General features: G+C 46.2%; 13 protein-coding genes. 11 read left to right on the forward strand and 2 right to left on the reverse strand.

Annotated features, from left to right (window positions below):
* Nucleotides 1–252: 252 nt before the first annotated feature.
* Nucleotides 253–1086 carry a prohibitin family protein gene (locus QUB51_RS28530; RefSeq protein ID WP_333057615.1) on the reverse strand — a complete coding sequence of 278 codons (834 nt, stop codon included), beginning with the start codon at nucleotides 1084–1086 and terminating at the stop codon, nucleotides 253–255.
* 651 nt (nucleotides 1087–1737) lie between these two features.
* Between QUB51_RS28530 and nfi the strand changes: the two genes are divergently transcribed.
* Together nfi and QUB51_RS28540 are read left to right on the forward strand one after the other, a co-directional pair.
* Nucleotides 1738–2385 carry a deoxyribonuclease V gene (gene nfi / locus QUB51_RS28535; RefSeq protein WP_333057614.1) on the forward strand — a complete coding sequence of 216 codons (648 nt, stop codon included), beginning with the start codon at nucleotides 1738–1740 and terminating at the stop codon, nucleotides 2383–2385.
* Nucleotides 2386–2844: 459 nt separating this feature from the next.
* Complete coding sequence (locus QUB51_RS28540; RefSeq protein ID WP_006631632.1) at nucleotides 2845–3075, forward strand: KGG domain-containing protein; 231 nt, start codon at nucleotides 2845–2847, stop codon at nucleotides 3073–3075.
* A 180-nt stretch (nucleotides 3076–3255) separates the two neighbouring features.
* Here the strand turns inward: QUB51_RS28540 and QUB51_RS28545 are convergent, their stop codons facing one another.
* Entirely contained in the window at nucleotides 3256–3426 is a 171-nt protein-coding gene (locus QUB51_RS28545; RefSeq protein ID WP_333057613.1) for a hypothetical protein, read from the reverse strand.
* Between the two features lie 274 nt (nucleotides 3427–3700).
* Here QUB51_RS28545 and QUB51_RS28550 point away from each other — a divergent pair, with 274 nt between their 5' ends.
* From QUB51_RS28550 to QUB51_RS28590, 9 genes are all read left to right on the forward strand, one after another.
* A complete protein-coding gene (locus QUB51_RS28550; RefSeq protein WP_333057612.1) occupies nucleotides 3701–4231 on the forward strand; it encodes an FHA domain-containing protein in 531 nt (176 codons plus the stop codon).
* Nucleotides 4232–4466: 235 nt separating this feature from the next.
* On the forward strand, nucleotides 4467–6470 hold the full coding sequence (locus tag QUB51_RS28555; protein WP_333264051.1) for an FHA domain-containing protein: 2004 nt from the start codon (nucleotides 4467–4469) through the stop codon (nucleotides 6468–6470).
* 117 nt (nucleotides 6471–6587) lie between these two features.
* Complete coding sequence (locus QUB51_RS28560; protein ID WP_333264049.1) at nucleotides 6588–6929, forward strand: hypothetical protein; 342 nt, start codon at nucleotides 6588–6590, stop codon at nucleotides 6927–6929.
* A 125-nt stretch (nucleotides 6930–7054) separates the two neighbouring features.
* Entirely contained in the window at nucleotides 7055–7483 is a 429-nt protein-coding gene (locus QUB51_RS28565; protein ID WP_333264046.1) for a hypothetical protein, read from the forward strand.
* A gap of 127 nt (nucleotides 7484–7610) precedes the next feature.
* A complete protein-coding gene (locus QUB51_RS28570) occupies nucleotides 7611–8762 on the forward strand; it encodes a DNA cytosine methyltransferase (protein ID WP_333264043.1) in 1152 nt (383 codons plus the stop codon).
* Nucleotides 8763–8958: 196 nt separating this feature from the next.
* Nucleotides 8959–10299: a tRNA (N6-isopentenyl adenosine(37)-C2)-methylthiotransferase MiaB gene (gene miaB / locus QUB51_RS28575; protein WP_333057608.1), complete on the forward strand. Its 1341-nt coding sequence runs from the start codon at nucleotides 8959–8961 to the stop codon at nucleotides 10297–10299.
* Between the two features lie 197 nt (nucleotides 10300–10496).
* Entirely contained in the window at nucleotides 10497–11570 is a 1074-nt protein-coding gene (locus QUB51_RS28580; protein ID WP_333264040.1) for a D-alanine--D-alanine ligase family protein, read from the forward strand.
* 260 nt (nucleotides 11571–11830) lie between these two features.
* A complete protein-coding gene (locus QUB51_RS28585; RefSeq protein WP_333264037.1) occupies nucleotides 11831–12913 on the forward strand; it encodes an AI-2E family transporter in 1083 nt (360 codons plus the stop codon).
* Between the two features lie 942 nt (nucleotides 12914–13855).
* Complete coding sequence (locus tag QUB51_RS28590) at nucleotides 13856–15094, forward strand: HhoA/HhoB/HtrA family serine endopeptidase (RefSeq protein ID WP_445243078.1); 1239 nt, start codon at nucleotides 13856–13858, stop codon at nucleotides 15092–15094.
* Nucleotides 15095–15562: the final 468 nt, after the last annotated feature.

The following is a 15562-nucleotide window of genomic DNA, read 5'->3' on the forward strand; positions in this document are numbered from 1 at the left end:
CCGTCCGTTTTGGACGGGCGGGACGCCCATCCCACAATAACAATTAAAATTGTAAGTTATTTAATTCGCGATCCTAAGCGGGATTTCACGTTAGTTGTTAGTTGTATTTTATACGCTTGCTGTTCGGCATTTAAAAAAGCACATCTTCACATCCGCAGTGAAAAACCCTCTATTCTTCCCCCCCTCAGACTCTCTCCCCCTCCCCCCTTCTCCCCTTCTCCCCGCGCCCCGGCAATCACGATCGGCAGCAGCTTATTTAGCAGGAGTTGCGGCTTGAGAAGTCGGTGGCGCAATATTAATTAATGGCAAAGTTCCGCCTCCTCCCATTACTGTCGGAAACTGGCCGTTCCATTTTTCAATAGCTTGCTGCTGCAAAATTTCGGCTGTTAATGTTTGCCGCTGCAAGCGTTGAGCTTCGGCTTTACCTTTAGCGCGGTTAATTTCAGCTTGAGCATCTTGGGTGGCTTTTTGAACTGTAAATTCTGCTTGTTTAGCTTCTTGTTCGGCTATTTGTTTGGATTCGATGGCTTTGCTAAATTCGGGAGAAAAGCCAAAATTTATTAAAGAAACATCTCTGACGATGACGCCGTAAGGTTCCAAACGCTTTTTGAGGCTGTTGTCGATTTCTGTTTTGAGTTCTGTGCGCTTAGTAATAATTTCTTCTGCGGTTTTTTTAGAAGTTGCTGCTTTGAGAACTTCCGAAATTGCCGGACTCAGAATGCTGGTAACAATTTGTTCTTCGTCTCCTATTTGTTGAAAAACTTGATTAACTTTGGCGGGGTCAACATTCCAGTTGACTGCCAAATCTGTAGTAATGCTTTGCAAATCTTTGGATGCTGCATCTGCTTTCAAATCGGTTTTTTGTACCCGCACGCTGAGAGTTTTTACAGAGGTGAAGATCGGTAAAATCGGGTGGATGCCTTCATCTAAAATCGCGTCTTGAACTTTCCCGAAGCGCATCATAACGCCCCGTTCCCCTGGGCCGACGAGGGCAAAAGGTCTTAAAATTAAGGCGGCGATGATGAAGACGATGCCACCGACGATGTAGAGAGCTAGGTTGTACTGAACACTTTGCATGGTTTTCATATGTTAATTCAGCTAAGTTGTTTTACTGGATGTTAGTTGTCTATTCGCTCTTATCTAAGATTATAACTTCCGGTTAATGGTGCAACAACTCATAAATTTCTTTATTTTTTTCATAAAAGTCATAGGATTTTGAGCGTCGGAAAGCTTTTTAAATCAAAAAGATATGAGATTGCCGTTACATTGAGGCTCTGGTATGAACAATGGCATTTGTACCTAGCTGAAATTGTTGATGAATAAATGTTTCAATCGTCTTGACAAAGAGGATTTTTTTAGATATAGCAGAAGTAAATAGATAGCTCGATCGCTCTTTGAGAAGCGATAAAAGGGCGATCGGAAAGACAAAGCTTTCTAGAAAGCTAAAAAATCAGAATTGAACAGCTAATTTTTGGGTAAATTTTAATGGTAAATGGCAGGTGCGTGCCACAAAAACCTTTGCGGGTTGCTGCAAGCCAGGAAAGATAGAATTTCCATCTGCGACGTACAGACTCTATTTGTAGAATTGGCATCGGCCCGACTTGCTAAACCCTCCTGAGTAGAAAAAAGACTGCTTGGGCAAGTTGGGAATTTATAGCTACAAACGATAAAAATCCGAGTTTAAAAATGCCCGAAAATAAGTTAAGCTTAGATGAGAACGGTTGAAGAAAAATCAAAATGTTGCAGCGACACCCTTGGCCGCAGACAATTGAAGAGGCGATCGCCATTCAAGAACAGCTTCGGTCAGAGGTAATTACCCAAAATCAACTGGACACAGTTCGGTACGTCGCCGGTGTAGATGTCGGCTACGACAGTGCAAACGATGTATCGCGGGCCGCTGTAACAGTTCTGAGCTTTCCCGACTTGCAATTGCAGCAGCAAGCTGTGGTTCGCAGTCCTACAACTTTTCCTTACCTTCCGGGTTTCCTGTCTTTTCGAGAAGTGCCGGCAGTCCTTGATGCGTTGGAAAATATCAGTTTGAGGCCAGACTTGATATTGTGCGACGGTCAAGGACTAGCCCATCCCCGCCGATTCGGTCTGGCGTGCCATTTGGGGGTTTTGACAGGGATTCCCACGATCGGAGTTGCCAAAAATCGATTTATGGGAGAACATTCCGAAGTCGGACTCGACCGGGGCAGTTGGCAACCCTTGCTGCTAGAGGGATCAACGGTAGGCGCAGCGCTAAGAACGCAAACAGGGGTAAAGCCGATGTATGTTTCGATAGGTCATAAGGTAAACTTGATAAGTGCGATCGAGTACGTCCTGCGCTGCGCCCCAAAATATCGCTTGCCAGAAACCACTCGATCGGCAGACCAACTAACATAGGGATCGGTGGCAAGCGCGGAATGGCTCAAAAAAAAAAGTAAAAAGACCAAAAAAGCATCCGTCTTGGGACTTTTAGTTTTTGAGGAGGCGCGGTTAAGTCGAAAAATCCTCTGAGTCTACTGCCAATCAGCTTTCGGTTCCATCCTTCCAGCGAACTAAAGAATGACTATACCTGAGAAAGAGGTATAAAAGTTGGGGGGTTTATAGAATGATTGAAAGACAGTAACCAGCTTAAAAAATTGGCGGCTCTAACTATAGTGCCCGGGCGTGAACTATTTTTAGTTCACATTTGTAAGTTATGAAATATTCATTCTGCGAGTTAAACCAAAAGCTTAGATTCGTCTGATGAGGTTTCATAATTTACCGTCGGATATCTCACCACTGGCTGGGAGTAACCATGACAGTGGGAGGCGAAGGCGCGATCGAGCTAAAAAATCAGAAAAAAACAAGGAGACAGTCATGGCTGAGAAAAGCAAACGCGGATTCGCTTCTATGGATGCAGAAAAACAGCGCGCAATTGCTAGCAAAGGCGGAAAAGCTGCACACGAGAAAGGAACTGCACACGAATTCACCCCTGAAGAAGCCAGACAAGCTGGCCAAAAAGGCGGCGAAGCTGTCAGCAGAAATCGCGAACACATGGCTCAAATTGGTCGCGAAGGCGGTCGCAAAAGCCGCAAAAGCGAAGCTTAAGTCTCTTAAGGCTTGCCCTGTAATGAAAGATTGCACAGTTGCAGCGTGAGACATAGCACTAGGACAGTAAACGTTTGAGGAGGGGGGGCGATCGAAGTTACCAAGGTAGTTCGATCGTCCAACCTCCAAAATTCGTGACTAGCGCACCACAGCCTCGCAAATGTGAAAACCCCCCAGGAATTACTTTTTAGCAATCCCTGGCAAATCTTGAACAGCAATTTTTTTACCAAGCTGCACTGCGGTCAATAATTTTGCGGGAAAGAAAAGCTGACAAGCGCGATTCAGTCTCTCAAAAAAAGCCAATACGAGCACTAAAAGCCCCGAAGTCAGGGCTTTTTTGTATAGCTGCACATAATAATATTTTTAGAAGTGCGATCTAGTCGGCGTCATTCGATTTTAGATTTTAGATTTTAGATTTTGGATTGACTTGCGCGAGATTAATTCGGGGGACGCAAGGATTTTAGATTTTAGATTTTGGATTGACTTGCGCGAGATAAATCACGTGGCGGGTACCACATGAAGAAATTCTTGGTCAATAATTATAATTAAGTTTTTTGGTGAGGAAGTCCCTCCTCAAAATAAATCAGTTAATATTTTTTTATATTTTTGAGTTAACTATAAAATCATGACAAACCAGCTCACTTTAGCATGGACAGAAGCTGGGGTGCGCCAAACTCAGACAATTGAAAACGGACAGCCGAGCAAAAATCCGGGAACCGTGAGGATCGGGCGCGATCCGGCGAAGTGCGATATAGTATTTTCGCATCCCAGCGTATCGGGGCTGCACGTTGAAATATTTTTTAATCAGGAATTGCAGGAGTATGCAGTGCGGAATTTGCGCGAAAGCAATCCGCCGCTGGTAGATGGAAAAATTCTCGCCCGAGGCGAAGCAAAATTGAAATCGGGAAGCCACATCCATTTAGGCCAAGTGCAAATTGAGGTGGTGAATGTCACGGAGGTGCAGGTAGCCGCGCCGCAGACAGTTTTGCTGTCTGGGCCTCCCGCACCTGGTAACTTTCAGCCGACGGGGCCTTCAAAATATGGTTTGCAGTGTCCCAAGTGCAGCCGAATTTCGCCTTACGCACAGTTGAATGCGGGGTGTCCGTGGTGCGGTACTTCTTTGGCGGCGGCGGCGAGTGTGATGCTGTCTCCGTGAAAGTTTGAAAAACTCAGATGTTGCACCATTCTCAATTACTTGTTTAGGAACAGGCTTTTCGGCCTGTTCCACAAGAAAATTCATCTATTGTGGAATGGGCCGGAGAGCCCGTTCTTGACAATGGTGCAAGATTTAAGAAAAACGGAAACTCAGGCTATCCGCTAAACACTCTCAACTTCAAAAATCTTTTTTTGCAGAAAGCTCAAAGCCGACGGCTGATGTTTAAAAAATAATCATGAATTCTCAACCCTTGCGCCTGCGACTGACTTGGACAGATACAGCTACGGGGGATTGTCGATCCCCCATACTCGACTTACCCATCGCTTTGGGACGAATTTTTGAAGCTATGCCCGCCACAATCAACGGGAAACGAGTTTCTCGAATTGCCCTCAGCAGCAGTCAAGTTTCTCGCTTTCATGCAGTGATTGGCACCGAAGGTAACAGTATTTTACTGACTGACACGGGTAGCCGCAACGGTACTTTTGTTAACGGCATTCGCCAAACCCGGTGCGTGCTGGCAAACGGCGATATGCTGCAAGTTGGGCCCTACGCGATCGGCATTTCTTTTGCTGTTAATTCCCCTGAAACGCCGTCGGTCAATTCTCACATTTTCTTTAACCCGCAGACCAATGGGCCAGACCCGGCATTGGGGCCGCAAATAATGTCGCAGGTTTCTCAAACAGGTAGTAGGGGAGAATTTCCGCCGATCGCATTTTTGCACGCTTCTCAAGTGTCAATGCGATCGCTCCAATCTATGGGACTCCCTGTGACAGAAGTTGATTGGGCAGCCGTTGGTGGCGGTTTAGGCAGCTTTATTTGGGTGGATTTGCTGAGAATTTGCGGCGTGAAAATCGATCGAATTGCGGTTTTGGGCATGGAAAACCAGCCTTACGCCCGCTACCTGCGTCTGTGCCTGAATTCTCAAATTCCGCTGCGGGAACGCCTACGATCGAATTCTGACTCTTGTCCAGACAACATTTGGGGCTGGCCTCCCTATGCTTTGCGGGAAGCTTGGCAGGAATTGCTCAAAGGGCGTTTGGGGATGTCGTTGAAGTTGATGTGGCAGGTGTTTGCTGAACCGACTTTTGCCGAAACTTATACGCCTCGCGCGGGGAATGTGTTTGATTCTATTGACAGGGAAGTCGATCGAATTGGGTGGAATCAGATGTTTCGCTACGGTAGAGTGCGGGGAATTCGCAAAACAGATGACGGCAGGTACGCGATCGCTTATTCTCGATCGAATGCGGATCACCGCGACCACGCTTTTTTAATCGCCAAATACGTACACTTAGCCACCGGCTATCCCGCCATTCAATTTTTGCCGGACTTGCAAGCTTACCGCGAAAAAACCCAGGATTTTGAGTCGGTTGTCAACGCTTACGAAAAGCACGACGGCGTTTACGAAAAATTGGAGGCCAGCGGCGGCAGCGTGTTAATTAGAGGCCGGGGAATTGTGGCTTCGCGGGTGGTGCAGCGAATTTACGAAGCGCGACAGCGGAACGGCAACATTCAAGTATTGCATTTGATGCGATCGCCCAAACCTCAAGGTAACAAATTTAAACTCGCTGAGCGAAAAGTCGAAAATCACTACGAATTTCAACCTTTCAACTGGCCGAAAGCTTGCTGGGGCGGGGAACTCCGCGTACTTTTGGAACAAGCCGCCCCTGAATTGCGGCCGCAGTTACTCACAGACTGGGGCGGCACTACCACAGCCCAGCGCAGCGACTGGCGGCGGATTGTCAAAGAAGGTTTAAGTCAAGGATGGTATCAAATTACCTTCGGCGAAGTCGAGCGAGTCGAGCGCGACAGTCAAAACCGCACAGTAACATACATTCAGGAGAAGGAACTCAAGGGGCAAATTAAGTTAGAAGCTGATTTTATTATTGATGCTACGGGTTTGGACGCTAAGGTAAAAACCAGTCCCTTGTTAAACGATTTGGTAGTTCAATACAATCTTCCCCTCAACAGTTTGGGGCGGCTGAGTGTTAACAACGATTTTGAAGTTCCCGAATTGCGGAATTCTTCTGCTAGCAACACAGAAGGCCGGGTATACGCAGCCGGCGCGATTACTTTGGGGGGGCCTTACGCGCCGGTAGACAGTTTTTTGGGCTTGCAATACGCCGCCTTGCGTTCCGTTGAAAGTCTGGCCGCCAACCGAGTTGCGGGTGTGCGGAAATTGAGCGTTTGGCGATCGTTCGTGCAGTGGTTGAAGTGGATTTTCAATAAATCTCCCGACTAATTTGAAGGACGAAGTTCGGCAACAAGCCATGTACGGGATTTAATAGATTTAACGGAGACATTGCACCATTTTCAATAGTTTTTTTACGGGCTAGCAGGTTTTTTACGGGCGGGCAAGATGCCCACCCCACAAGAAAACCCACTCTTCGCGGAACGAGCATCTTGCGCGGGCATCCTGCCCACTCCACAAGAAAACTCACTCTCTGTGGAACAGGCATCTTGCGCGGGCATCCTGCCCACTCCACAAGAAAACTCACTCTCTGTGGAACAGGCATCTTGCGCGGGCATCCTGCCCACCCCACAAGAAAAGTCACTCTTTGTGGAACAGGCATCTTGCGCGGGCATCCTGCCCACCCCACAAGAAAAGTCACTCTTTGTGGAACAGGCATCTTGCCTGTTCTTAAAAATGGTAAAAGATATCATATTTAACTTATTAAAACGGACTTCGCCTTCAACCTAAAATCCCAAATCCCAAATCCCAAATCGCACAACTTTCCCATTCAATCTAAAATCCCAAATCCCAAATCCCAAATCGAACAACCTTCCCATTCAATCTAAAATCTAAAATCTAAAATCTAAAATCGCATGACTCCCACCTTATTCGGCCGCTGGCAAACTCGGTTACTGCTATTTGCAACCGCAGGCATTTTAGTAACGCTGCCCTTTTTTCTGGGTTTAATTACCTCCCAATCAGGCTCAATCTTTTTCTGGATTTTAGGGTATGTAGCGATTTTTGGCATCGGCTGGGATGCTTTATATATATACATCCAGCAGTTCCGCTGGGATCGAGATTGGCCCGGTGTATTTCAAGTGCTCGCTGGGATTTGGGAGGCACTTTTTGTGTTATTTTTAATCAAAGTTATCGGTTTGCCGGGAATACCTGCACAAGATTTTGACTTGGGAGCTTTTGCTTTGCATTACAGTTTAGTGTGGCTGGCTATTTATCTGGCGTCGCAAACACTGATGCGGATTTTCTTTCCCCACTGGCGTTTCCGAGGCGGCCAATGGTTGTAAAAATATTGTGTGATTTTTGTGATGCCTGTAGGGGCGGGTTTTACAAATAATAATCGCCTCAAATTAATAATCTCATAAACCCGCCCCGGTCAATTACTAATTACCAATTCCCAATTCCCAATTCCCCATGCCCAATTCCCAATTCCCCATGCCCTGTATTTTCTCATTTTTTTCGGGTTCTGGCTTGCTCGATCTGGGTTTTGAGTCGATCGGCTTTAATATAGCGTATGTCAATGAAATTTTCCCACCTTTCATGCAAGCATACCGCTATTCTCGGCAGTGCCTGAATTTGCCGCTACCAGAATACGGATATTGCGAAGGAGAGGAAGCAGATGTAACTCGACTTGTAGGGGGAGAACCAGCTTTTCGCCTGCGGGAATTGATGCAGGATGCCCGCAAGCATCACGATATTGTGGGATTTATCGCTGGGCCGCCTTGTCCTGACTTTTCTATTGGCGGCAAAAACCGAGGTGGGGAAGGAGATAAAGGTCAACTTTCAGCTTCATACATTGAATTGATTTGTCAGCAGCAGCCAGATTTCTTTTTATTTGAAAATGTCAAAGGTTTGTGGAGAACCAAAAAACATAAATCTTTTTACGACGAACTAAAACAGCAGTTGGCTGATTCGGGATACGTTTTTGCCGAACGTTTAATTAATGCGATAGAATACGGTGTCCCGCAAGATAGAGACAGAATTATTTTGATTGGATTTAGAAAAAACCTTGTCAGAAATCTGGGCATTTCCCTAGAGGAAAAAAGCCAAATGTTAGCCGAAAGTTTATTTCCTTGGCAAAGTCAGGTATTATATCCCAAATCAGAAATTTTTTCTCATCCTTGGCCTGATAGAACAGCCTTTGCAGGTGATGGTTTCGTGCCTTGTCCTGATGGCATTCACCAAGATTTAACGGTAGAATTTTGGTTCCAAAAAAATGACGTTCTCAACCATCCCAATGCCGAACACTATTTTCAACCCAAAGCAGGCATTAAGCGGTTTGCTTCCGTTGATGAAGGAGATGATTCAAAAAAATCTTTCAAGCGATTGCATCGGTGGCGTTATTCGCCAACAGCTTGTTACGGCAATAACGAAGTTCACTTGCACCCTTACAAACTTCGCCGGCTTTCTGTTGCAGAAACACTGGCTATTCAGTCACTGCCAAAAGATTTTGCACTGCCGCCCAAGATGACGTTGACTAATATGTTTAAAACTGTTGGCAATGGGGTTCCTTATTTGGCTGCACAAGGTATTGCCAAAACAATTTTACAATTTTTATCTCACTAAAAAAACAGAATAGCCAGATACCCGACTTCGCAGATTTTGTGGGGGATCTAAAAATATTTGTAGCGATAAGGGGCGTATTGCACACCCTATAAATACTAAAATTCCAAATTACCAGACGTATGTCGTTTAACGCAGAAGTGTTATAATAAAGTGTTAAGGTTGAAAACCTATATTTTTTATTTGCCTGCAATTCGCCATGACCGTTAAACCCCGCCGCTATCACATCACTACTTTCGGATGCCAGATGAATAAAGCCGACTCGGAACGGATGGCCGGCATTCTGGAAAATATGGGCTTTGAGTTCTCGGAAGACCCGAACGAAGCTAGCTTGATTCTCTACAATACTTGCACGATTCGCGACAATGCCGAACAAAGAGTTTATTCTAACCTCGGAAGGCAAGCTCATCGCAAGCGCCAAGAACCGGGTTTAACTTTAATTGTAGCTGGATGCGTCGCGCAGCAGGAAGGTGAAGCGCTGCTGCGGAGAGTGCCGGAATTAGACTTAGTAATGGGGCCACAACACGCTAACCGACTTGAAGATTTGCTGGAACAAGTTTTTGAGGGCAATCAAGTCGTGGCGACTGAAGCTGTTGAAATTATGGAGGATATTACTAAGCCGCGCCGCGATAGCAAGGTGACTGCTTGGGTGAATGTAATTTACGGCTGCAATGAACGCTGCACTTATTGTGTTGTCCCGAATGTTCGCGGGGTTGAACAGTCGCGAATGCCGGAGGCAATTCGCGCGGAAATGGAGGATTTGGGCCGTCAAGGTTACAAGGAAGTAACTTTGTTGGGGCAAAATATTGATGCTTACGGGCGCGATTTGCCGGGGACAAAACCGGACGGCAGCAACCAGCATACTTTGACGGATTTGCTTTATTTTTTGCAGGATGTGCCTGGTGTCGATCGCCTCAGATTTGCTACTAGCCACCCGCGCTATTTTACAGAAAGATTGATTAAGGCTTGTGCTGAATTACCGCAGGTTTGCGAACATTTTCACATTCCTTTTCAGTCGGGAGATAATGATATTTTGAAAGCGATGTCGCGGGGTTATACTCAGGAAAAATACCGCCGGATTATTGATACAATTCGCCGTTATATGCCGGATGCTTCGATTACTGCGGATGCGATTGTCGGCTTTCCTGGGGAGACGGAAGCGCAGTTTGAAAAGACTTTGAAGTTGATCGAAGATGTTGGTTTCGATTTGGTGAATACTGCGGCTTATTCGCCTCGCCCTGGGACGCCGGCGGCTTTGTGGGAAAATCAGTTGAGTGAGGAGGTGAAAGCCGATCGCCTGCAACGGATCAATCATGTGGTGACAACAACGGCGATGGAACGATCGCAGCGCTATTTCGGACGTACTGAAGAGGTTTTGGTGGAAGTCCAGAATCTCAAAGATCCAACTCAGGTGATGGGGCGCACTCGCGGCAATCGTCTCACATTTTTTAAGGGTGATATTGCTGAATTGGCGGGGAAAATTGTGCGGGTTAAAATTACAGATATTCGCGCTTTTAGTTTGACGGGGGAAATGCTTTAAATAGCACCGGAATGAGATAGGGGACGGCTTACTGGTGAACTTTTCTAAGAAGATGTAATTTTTTTTACCGCAGAGAGCGCAGAGGACACAGAGGAAGAGTGGGAGGGAGGAGATAAGTAGTTTTAAGGCGGTTCGTTTCTGCGTTGGCTGCGCTAACTGCGTGTATATTTGTCGAAAAGTCCTAGGAGTAGTGAAAAATGACAATGATGCGGATCGGGCTATTGTTCGGGGGGCGATCGGGCGAACACGATGTCTCAATTAGTTCGGCGCGCGCGATCGCCCGTGCCCTCGCTGCTGAGGAAAATGCCTCTAAATACGAAGTTCTGCCCTTTTATATCCAAAAAAACGGCCGCTGGCTGTCGGGAACATTACCTCAAGAAGTCTTAGCCACCGGAAAACCTCTGGAAATAGAGGAACAAACAGCAGAAGATGATTCTCCCGCCTCTGGACAGTTTCCTAATTTTAATGCTGTAGATGTTTGGTTCCCTGTTTTGCACGGGCCAAACGGTGAAGACGGTACGGTGCAAGGATTGCTGAAATTATTGCAAGTTCCTTTTGTCGGTTCCGGCGTTTTAGGTTCGGCGCTGGGAATGGATAAAATTGCTATGAAAATGGCTTTTGCTCAGGCTGGTTTGCCGCAGGTAAAATACGTCGCTGTCAACCGTTCCGAAATCTGGTCTAATCCTTGCGTTTTCCCCAAACTGTGCGACAAAATTGAAGCGAGTTTGGGCTATCCTTGCTTTGTTAAACCAGCGAATTTGGGTTCGTCTGTGGGAATTTCTAAAGCTCGATCGCGCGCTGAATTAGAAGCAGCCCTCGACAGCGCCGCCAGCTACGATAGGCGGATAATTGTCGAAGCGGGTGTGGTTGCTAGAGAATTAGAATGTGCAGTTTTGGGTAACGATAATCCCCAAGCTTCAACGGTGGGAGAAATTACTTTTCAAAGCGATTTCTACGATTACGAAACTAAATATACCCAGGGACAAGCCGACTGCTCAATCCCGGCAAAAGTCAGCGGTGCGATCGTCTCGCAAATCCAAGAAATGGCAGTGCAAGCATTTTTGGCTGTAGACGCTGCAGGTTTAGCGCGAGTAGACTTTTTCTACATTGAATCAACCGGAGAAGTTTTGATTAACGAAATCAACACTTTTCCCGGCTTTACAGCTACCAGTATGTATCCGCAAATGTGGGCAGCGGACGGCATTTCTTTCCCTGAATTAGTAGACCGTTTAATTCAATTAGCTCTCGAAAGGCACGGGGAAAAAGGTTGAATTGCGATTTGCAAACCGCTGCCCGGTCAACTGAAAATAAATTATTTTCGCAGGTAATATATCCATACTAGCGGAAACGATATAACATAGTTGTGGCAGGCTCTGCCTGCCAGCAACCCAATTTCCGCTGCGGGTCGAGCAACTGGAAATTTTCAGCAGTCGGGTATAAATAAATACACTATAAAGTGGTTAAGAAAGAAGGGCGAATAGCAGCGCCAATCTCACATCTTGCATCTCAAATTTTAACTCGCTTAACTTAGATGAGACGTTTCACTCAACTGCAGCAGTGGTGGACTTACGGACTGGTATTTCCCCTAGCGGTACTCAACTGCTGGTTAGCCCTCCTAGTCTTTGAATATTTTCGCGCCCTGATTACAGTTTTGGTAGTGGCTACAGTGCTGTCTTTTTTGCTAGATTATCCCGTGCGCTTTCTGCACAGATACGGCTTAAAGCGCGATCGAGCAGTTTTATCGGTATTGTTTTTGACTTTACTGGTATTGGTGGTTTTAGCTATCACTCTGGCTCCCATTCTGCTAAACCAAATCACTGAGCTCGCCACCCGACTGCCGACTTGGATAGTTTCTGGCACAGAACAAATTGAAGCATTCCACAATTGGGCGGAAAATCGCAATCTCCGCATTGATGTTAGCGGTTTGACTACCCAATTGAGCGATCGACTTTCATTTCAATTGCAGTCTCTCACTGGCGAAATTCTCAGATTTGGTTTGGGTGCTGCAGACAGTCTGTTGAATTTCCTCCTCACCATAGTCGTGACATTCTACTTGCTCTTGCACGGCGATCGCGTATGGGAAGGATTATTTAAATGGTTTCCCTCCAAGCTGAGCCTTCAATTGCGAGAGTTGCTGGCGCGAAGCTTCCACAACTACTTCGTCGGGCAAGCAACTTTGGCGGGTTTGATGGGACTGTCTATCACTGTTGCTTTTTTAATTATGCGAGTTCCCTTCGGACTTCTGTTCGGTTTGGGTGTGGGTGTAATGACTATGATTCCCTTCGGGGCACCTTTCAGTATTTGCATTGTCAGTTTGCTAATCACATTAAACAACTTTTGGCTCGGAGTCACAGTTTTAGCTGTCGCTACAGTAATTGAGCAAATAATTGAAAGCGGGGTTGCTCCTCGGTTATTAGGCGGTTTTATCGGTCTCAATCCTGTGTGGATTTTAGTGGCGCTGCTGGTGGGGGTTAAAGTGGCAGGAGTAGCAGGTTTGTTAGTGGCTGTGCCGATGGCTGGTTTTATTAAGAATACTGTTGATGTTTTGGAAAGTTCGAGGAAAAAGTCGAGGGAAATCGATTCGGTTAGTTCCATTGAACCGATGGAGCAATAAAATTCCTCCCTAGGTTCAAATTTTAGATTTGAAGAGAGTTTTTGCAGGCTATTTTGACTTAAGGTTTAGTTGGTACTTTAGCTTGAGGCTTTACAGGTTTTTTACTTCCTGCTTTAGGGTGAGGCTTTCCGGTGCTTTAACTGCTGTCCTTCATGGATGCAGGCGGGGTCAAAAACTCCGTTTCTACGTTAACCTCGATCGCTCACAACGAATATTTTGCGTAGAAACCTGGTTTTTTTGAGTGCACGATTGTTGTTGACTTCGGATATCAATCCTGTCAGAAACCTCAGCCTAAAGGCGTGAGGCTTGAAAGAGAAATCTAACAGGCCATTCTGACCAGACTAAGCTTTAAATAGCTACGTTATTTAGGTCACGACACCCGCTTGATGCGAAGCTAGTCCCTTGCTCTGTCGCTAGTGGTTAAACAGTCTTAAGGTCACGCTCGACAGTGCTGCTAGCCGGCGCAAGCCTTTATAACCTTGTCGAAGCTAACTTTACCCCAGAAATGGGAGTTTGGGGCAACCATTCCCCAAAAATCGGAGAGGTTGCATAAAATTCCCTCTCCGACCCCGAAAGGGGATTTAATTCAATGTAAAGCCGTCCTATAAGGACGGGGCTTCAGACCCAGTTTTTTGGTGAAAAGTTCGCGAGAAATGCGGAATATGCGAGCTGGCTACCGTAGTTTGTATTATCGCACTCACACAGCAATTCGCCAGTGCCGACCCAGTTCGATCGCACTCAAAAGCTCGAATCCACAAACAATTTGCCGGCGACTGTCCGGTTTCTACCCCAGCTTGTAGGGTAAACCCCACCAGTCAAGCAGAACTCATAAATGCTTGAATTAAAATTAAAGAACCTTTAGTTGTAATTTAATTACAGTAGGTGCTAAAAATGCAAAATCCTAATTATAACTCTCCCTCTAACTCCCACCAAATCAATACTATGTCAACTAAAAATATGCCTGCTACAACTGTGCGTTCTCGCCGTTCTTCTTTGCCGAAAAAACTGGCTTTTTTATCTCTCATTTTGCTCGGTTCCACCGCAACTGTTGGGTGCAACGCCCTAACTTCTCAAGTTCCTGGAAGTTCTAACGCCATTCAAGCTGAACCTTCAACTACAGCGCCAATCTCAGCATTGCCTGCAAATATACTTCCCTCTCAAGACTCTAATTTTGTCAGTAAAGTTGTGCAGGAAGTCGGGCCGGCAGTGGTGCGGATCAATTCGTCTCGCACGGTGACGAACCAAGTTCCAGATGAGATACCCGAGCAATTCCGCCGCTTCTTCGGTTCAGAATCTCCGATTGCGCCGGGAAATCGGGTAGAAAGGGGTTCAGGTTCGGGTTTTATTTTTGGTTCAGATGGCCGCATTTTGACTAACGCTCACGTTGTTAATGGCGCGGATACGGTGACGGTAAAACTGAAGGATGGCCGCGAATTTGTCGGCAAAGTTTTAGGCGTAGATACAGTTACTGATGTGGCTGTTGTTAAAATAGAAGCTAACAATTTGCCTGTGGTGAGTTTGGGCAAATCTGAAGAGTTACAGCCGGGAGAATGGGCGATCGCGATCGGCAATCCCCTCGGTTTGGACAATACTGTGACTGTGGGAATTATTAGCGCTACAGGCCGTTCTAGCGCCGATGTCGGTGTTCCCGACAAGCGCGTCAGCTTTATTCAAACCGACGCTGCGATCAATCCCGGCAATTCTGGTGGGCCGCTGCTGAACCAGCGCGGTCAAGTTATCGGCATGAATACGGCGATTATTCAAGGCGCTCAAGGATTGGGTTTTGCTATTCCGATCGATCGAGCACAACAAATTGCCAACCAATTAGTAACAGTAGGAAAAGCCGAACATCCTTATCTCGGCGTTCGGATGTTGAGCATTACTCCCGCAATCAAGAGAGAATTTAATCAAAATCCCAACACCAAATTGAGGCTGACTGAAGATAAAGGCGTGTTAGTTTTGGGAGTTGCGAGAAATTCTCCGGCGGCACAAGCTGGAGTTCGCGTTGCCGATGTGATCAAGAGAATCAATGGTGCAGAAGTCAGCGATGCTGGCAGCGTACAGCAAATTGTCGAGAAAAGTACAGTGGGCAGCGATCTGCAGCTTGAATTGAGCCGCGGCGGACAACCTGTTACTGTGGCGGTGAAAGCGGGTGCTTTTCCAGCGGATCAGCAGCGGTAGAATTGTTGATTGAAACTTAGATATTGCACCATTGTCAATAATCCTTTTAGGAACAGGCTTTCCGGCCTGTTCCACAAGAAAATTAATCTCTTGTGGAACGGGCCGGAGAGCCCGTTTTTGAGAATGCTGCAAGAGGTGAGTTTTAATCGGCTTGGTCTGTGAGACGGGGTTTAATCCCCCGTCGGGATGTGGGGGGTACTCATTGTTACCATAATTTATAGAAATCGAACATGAAAACCCCGTGACTTTAGTCCGGGGATGAAAGGGAGAAGGAGGCTTTAGCTTCCCAGTATCTTTCATTAGATATTAGGATTGCAACTTAGGATACAACTCTGTAAAGTCTTGTAAACACTTTGATGATATTAAGCTAGTGCTGTTAGCATAAGAAGAACGTGATGAGGTCGAAGTCATGCTAGTTTTTGAATTCAAAGCATACGGAAAAAAGCAGCAATTTGCCGCTGTAGACGA

The organism is Microcoleus sp. AT8-A3, from assembly GCF_036705675.1.
GTDB lineage: Bacteria > Cyanobacteriota > Cyanobacteriia > Cyanobacteriales > Microcoleaceae > Microcoleus.

Bases quoted from the DNA above. Each gene is read 5' to 3' on its own strand.
- QUB51_RS28530 (WP_333057615.1), bottom strand. From the start codon at position 1,086: ATGAAAACCATGCAAAGTGTTCAGTACAACCTAGCTCTCTACATCGTC.
- nfi (WP_333057614.1), top strand. From the start codon at position 1,738: ATGTTGCAGCGACACCCTTGGCCGCAGACAATTGAAGAGGCGATCGCC.
- QUB51_RS28540 (WP_006631632.1), top strand. From the start codon at position 2,845: ATGGCTGAGAAAAGCAAACGCGGATTCGCTTCTATGGATGCAGAAAAA.
- QUB51_RS28550 (WP_333057612.1), top strand. From the start codon at position 3,701: ATGACAAACCAGCTCACTTTAGCATGGACAGAAGCTGGGGTGCGCCAA.
- QUB51_RS28555 (WP_333264051.1), top strand. From the start codon at position 4,467: ATGAATTCTCAACCCTTGCGCCTGCGACTGACTTGGACAGATACAGCT.
- QUB51_RS28560 (WP_333264049.1), top strand. From the start codon at position 6,588: ATGCCCACCCCACAAGAAAACCCACTCTTCGCGGAACGAGCATCTTGC.
- QUB51_RS28565 (WP_333264046.1), top strand. From the start codon at position 7,055: ATGACTCCCACCTTATTCGGCCGCTGGCAAACTCGGTTACTGCTATTT.
- QUB51_RS28570 (WP_333264043.1), top strand. From the start codon at position 7,611: ATGCCCAATTCCCAATTCCCCATGCCCTGTATTTTCTCATTTTTTTCG.
- miaB (WP_333057608.1), top strand. From the start codon at position 8,959: ATGACCGTTAAACCCCGCCGCTATCACATCACTACTTTCGGATGCCAG.
- QUB51_RS28580 (WP_333264040.1), top strand. From the start codon at position 10,497: ATGACAATGATGCGGATCGGGCTATTGTTCGGGGGGCGATCGGGCGAA.
- QUB51_RS28585 (WP_333264037.1), top strand. From the start codon at position 11,831: ATGAGACGTTTCACTCAACTGCAGCAGTGGTGGACTTACGGACTGGTA.
- QUB51_RS28590 (WP_445243078.1), top strand. From the start codon at position 13,856: ATGTCAACTAAAAATATGCCTGCTACAACTGTGCGTTCTCGCCGTTCT.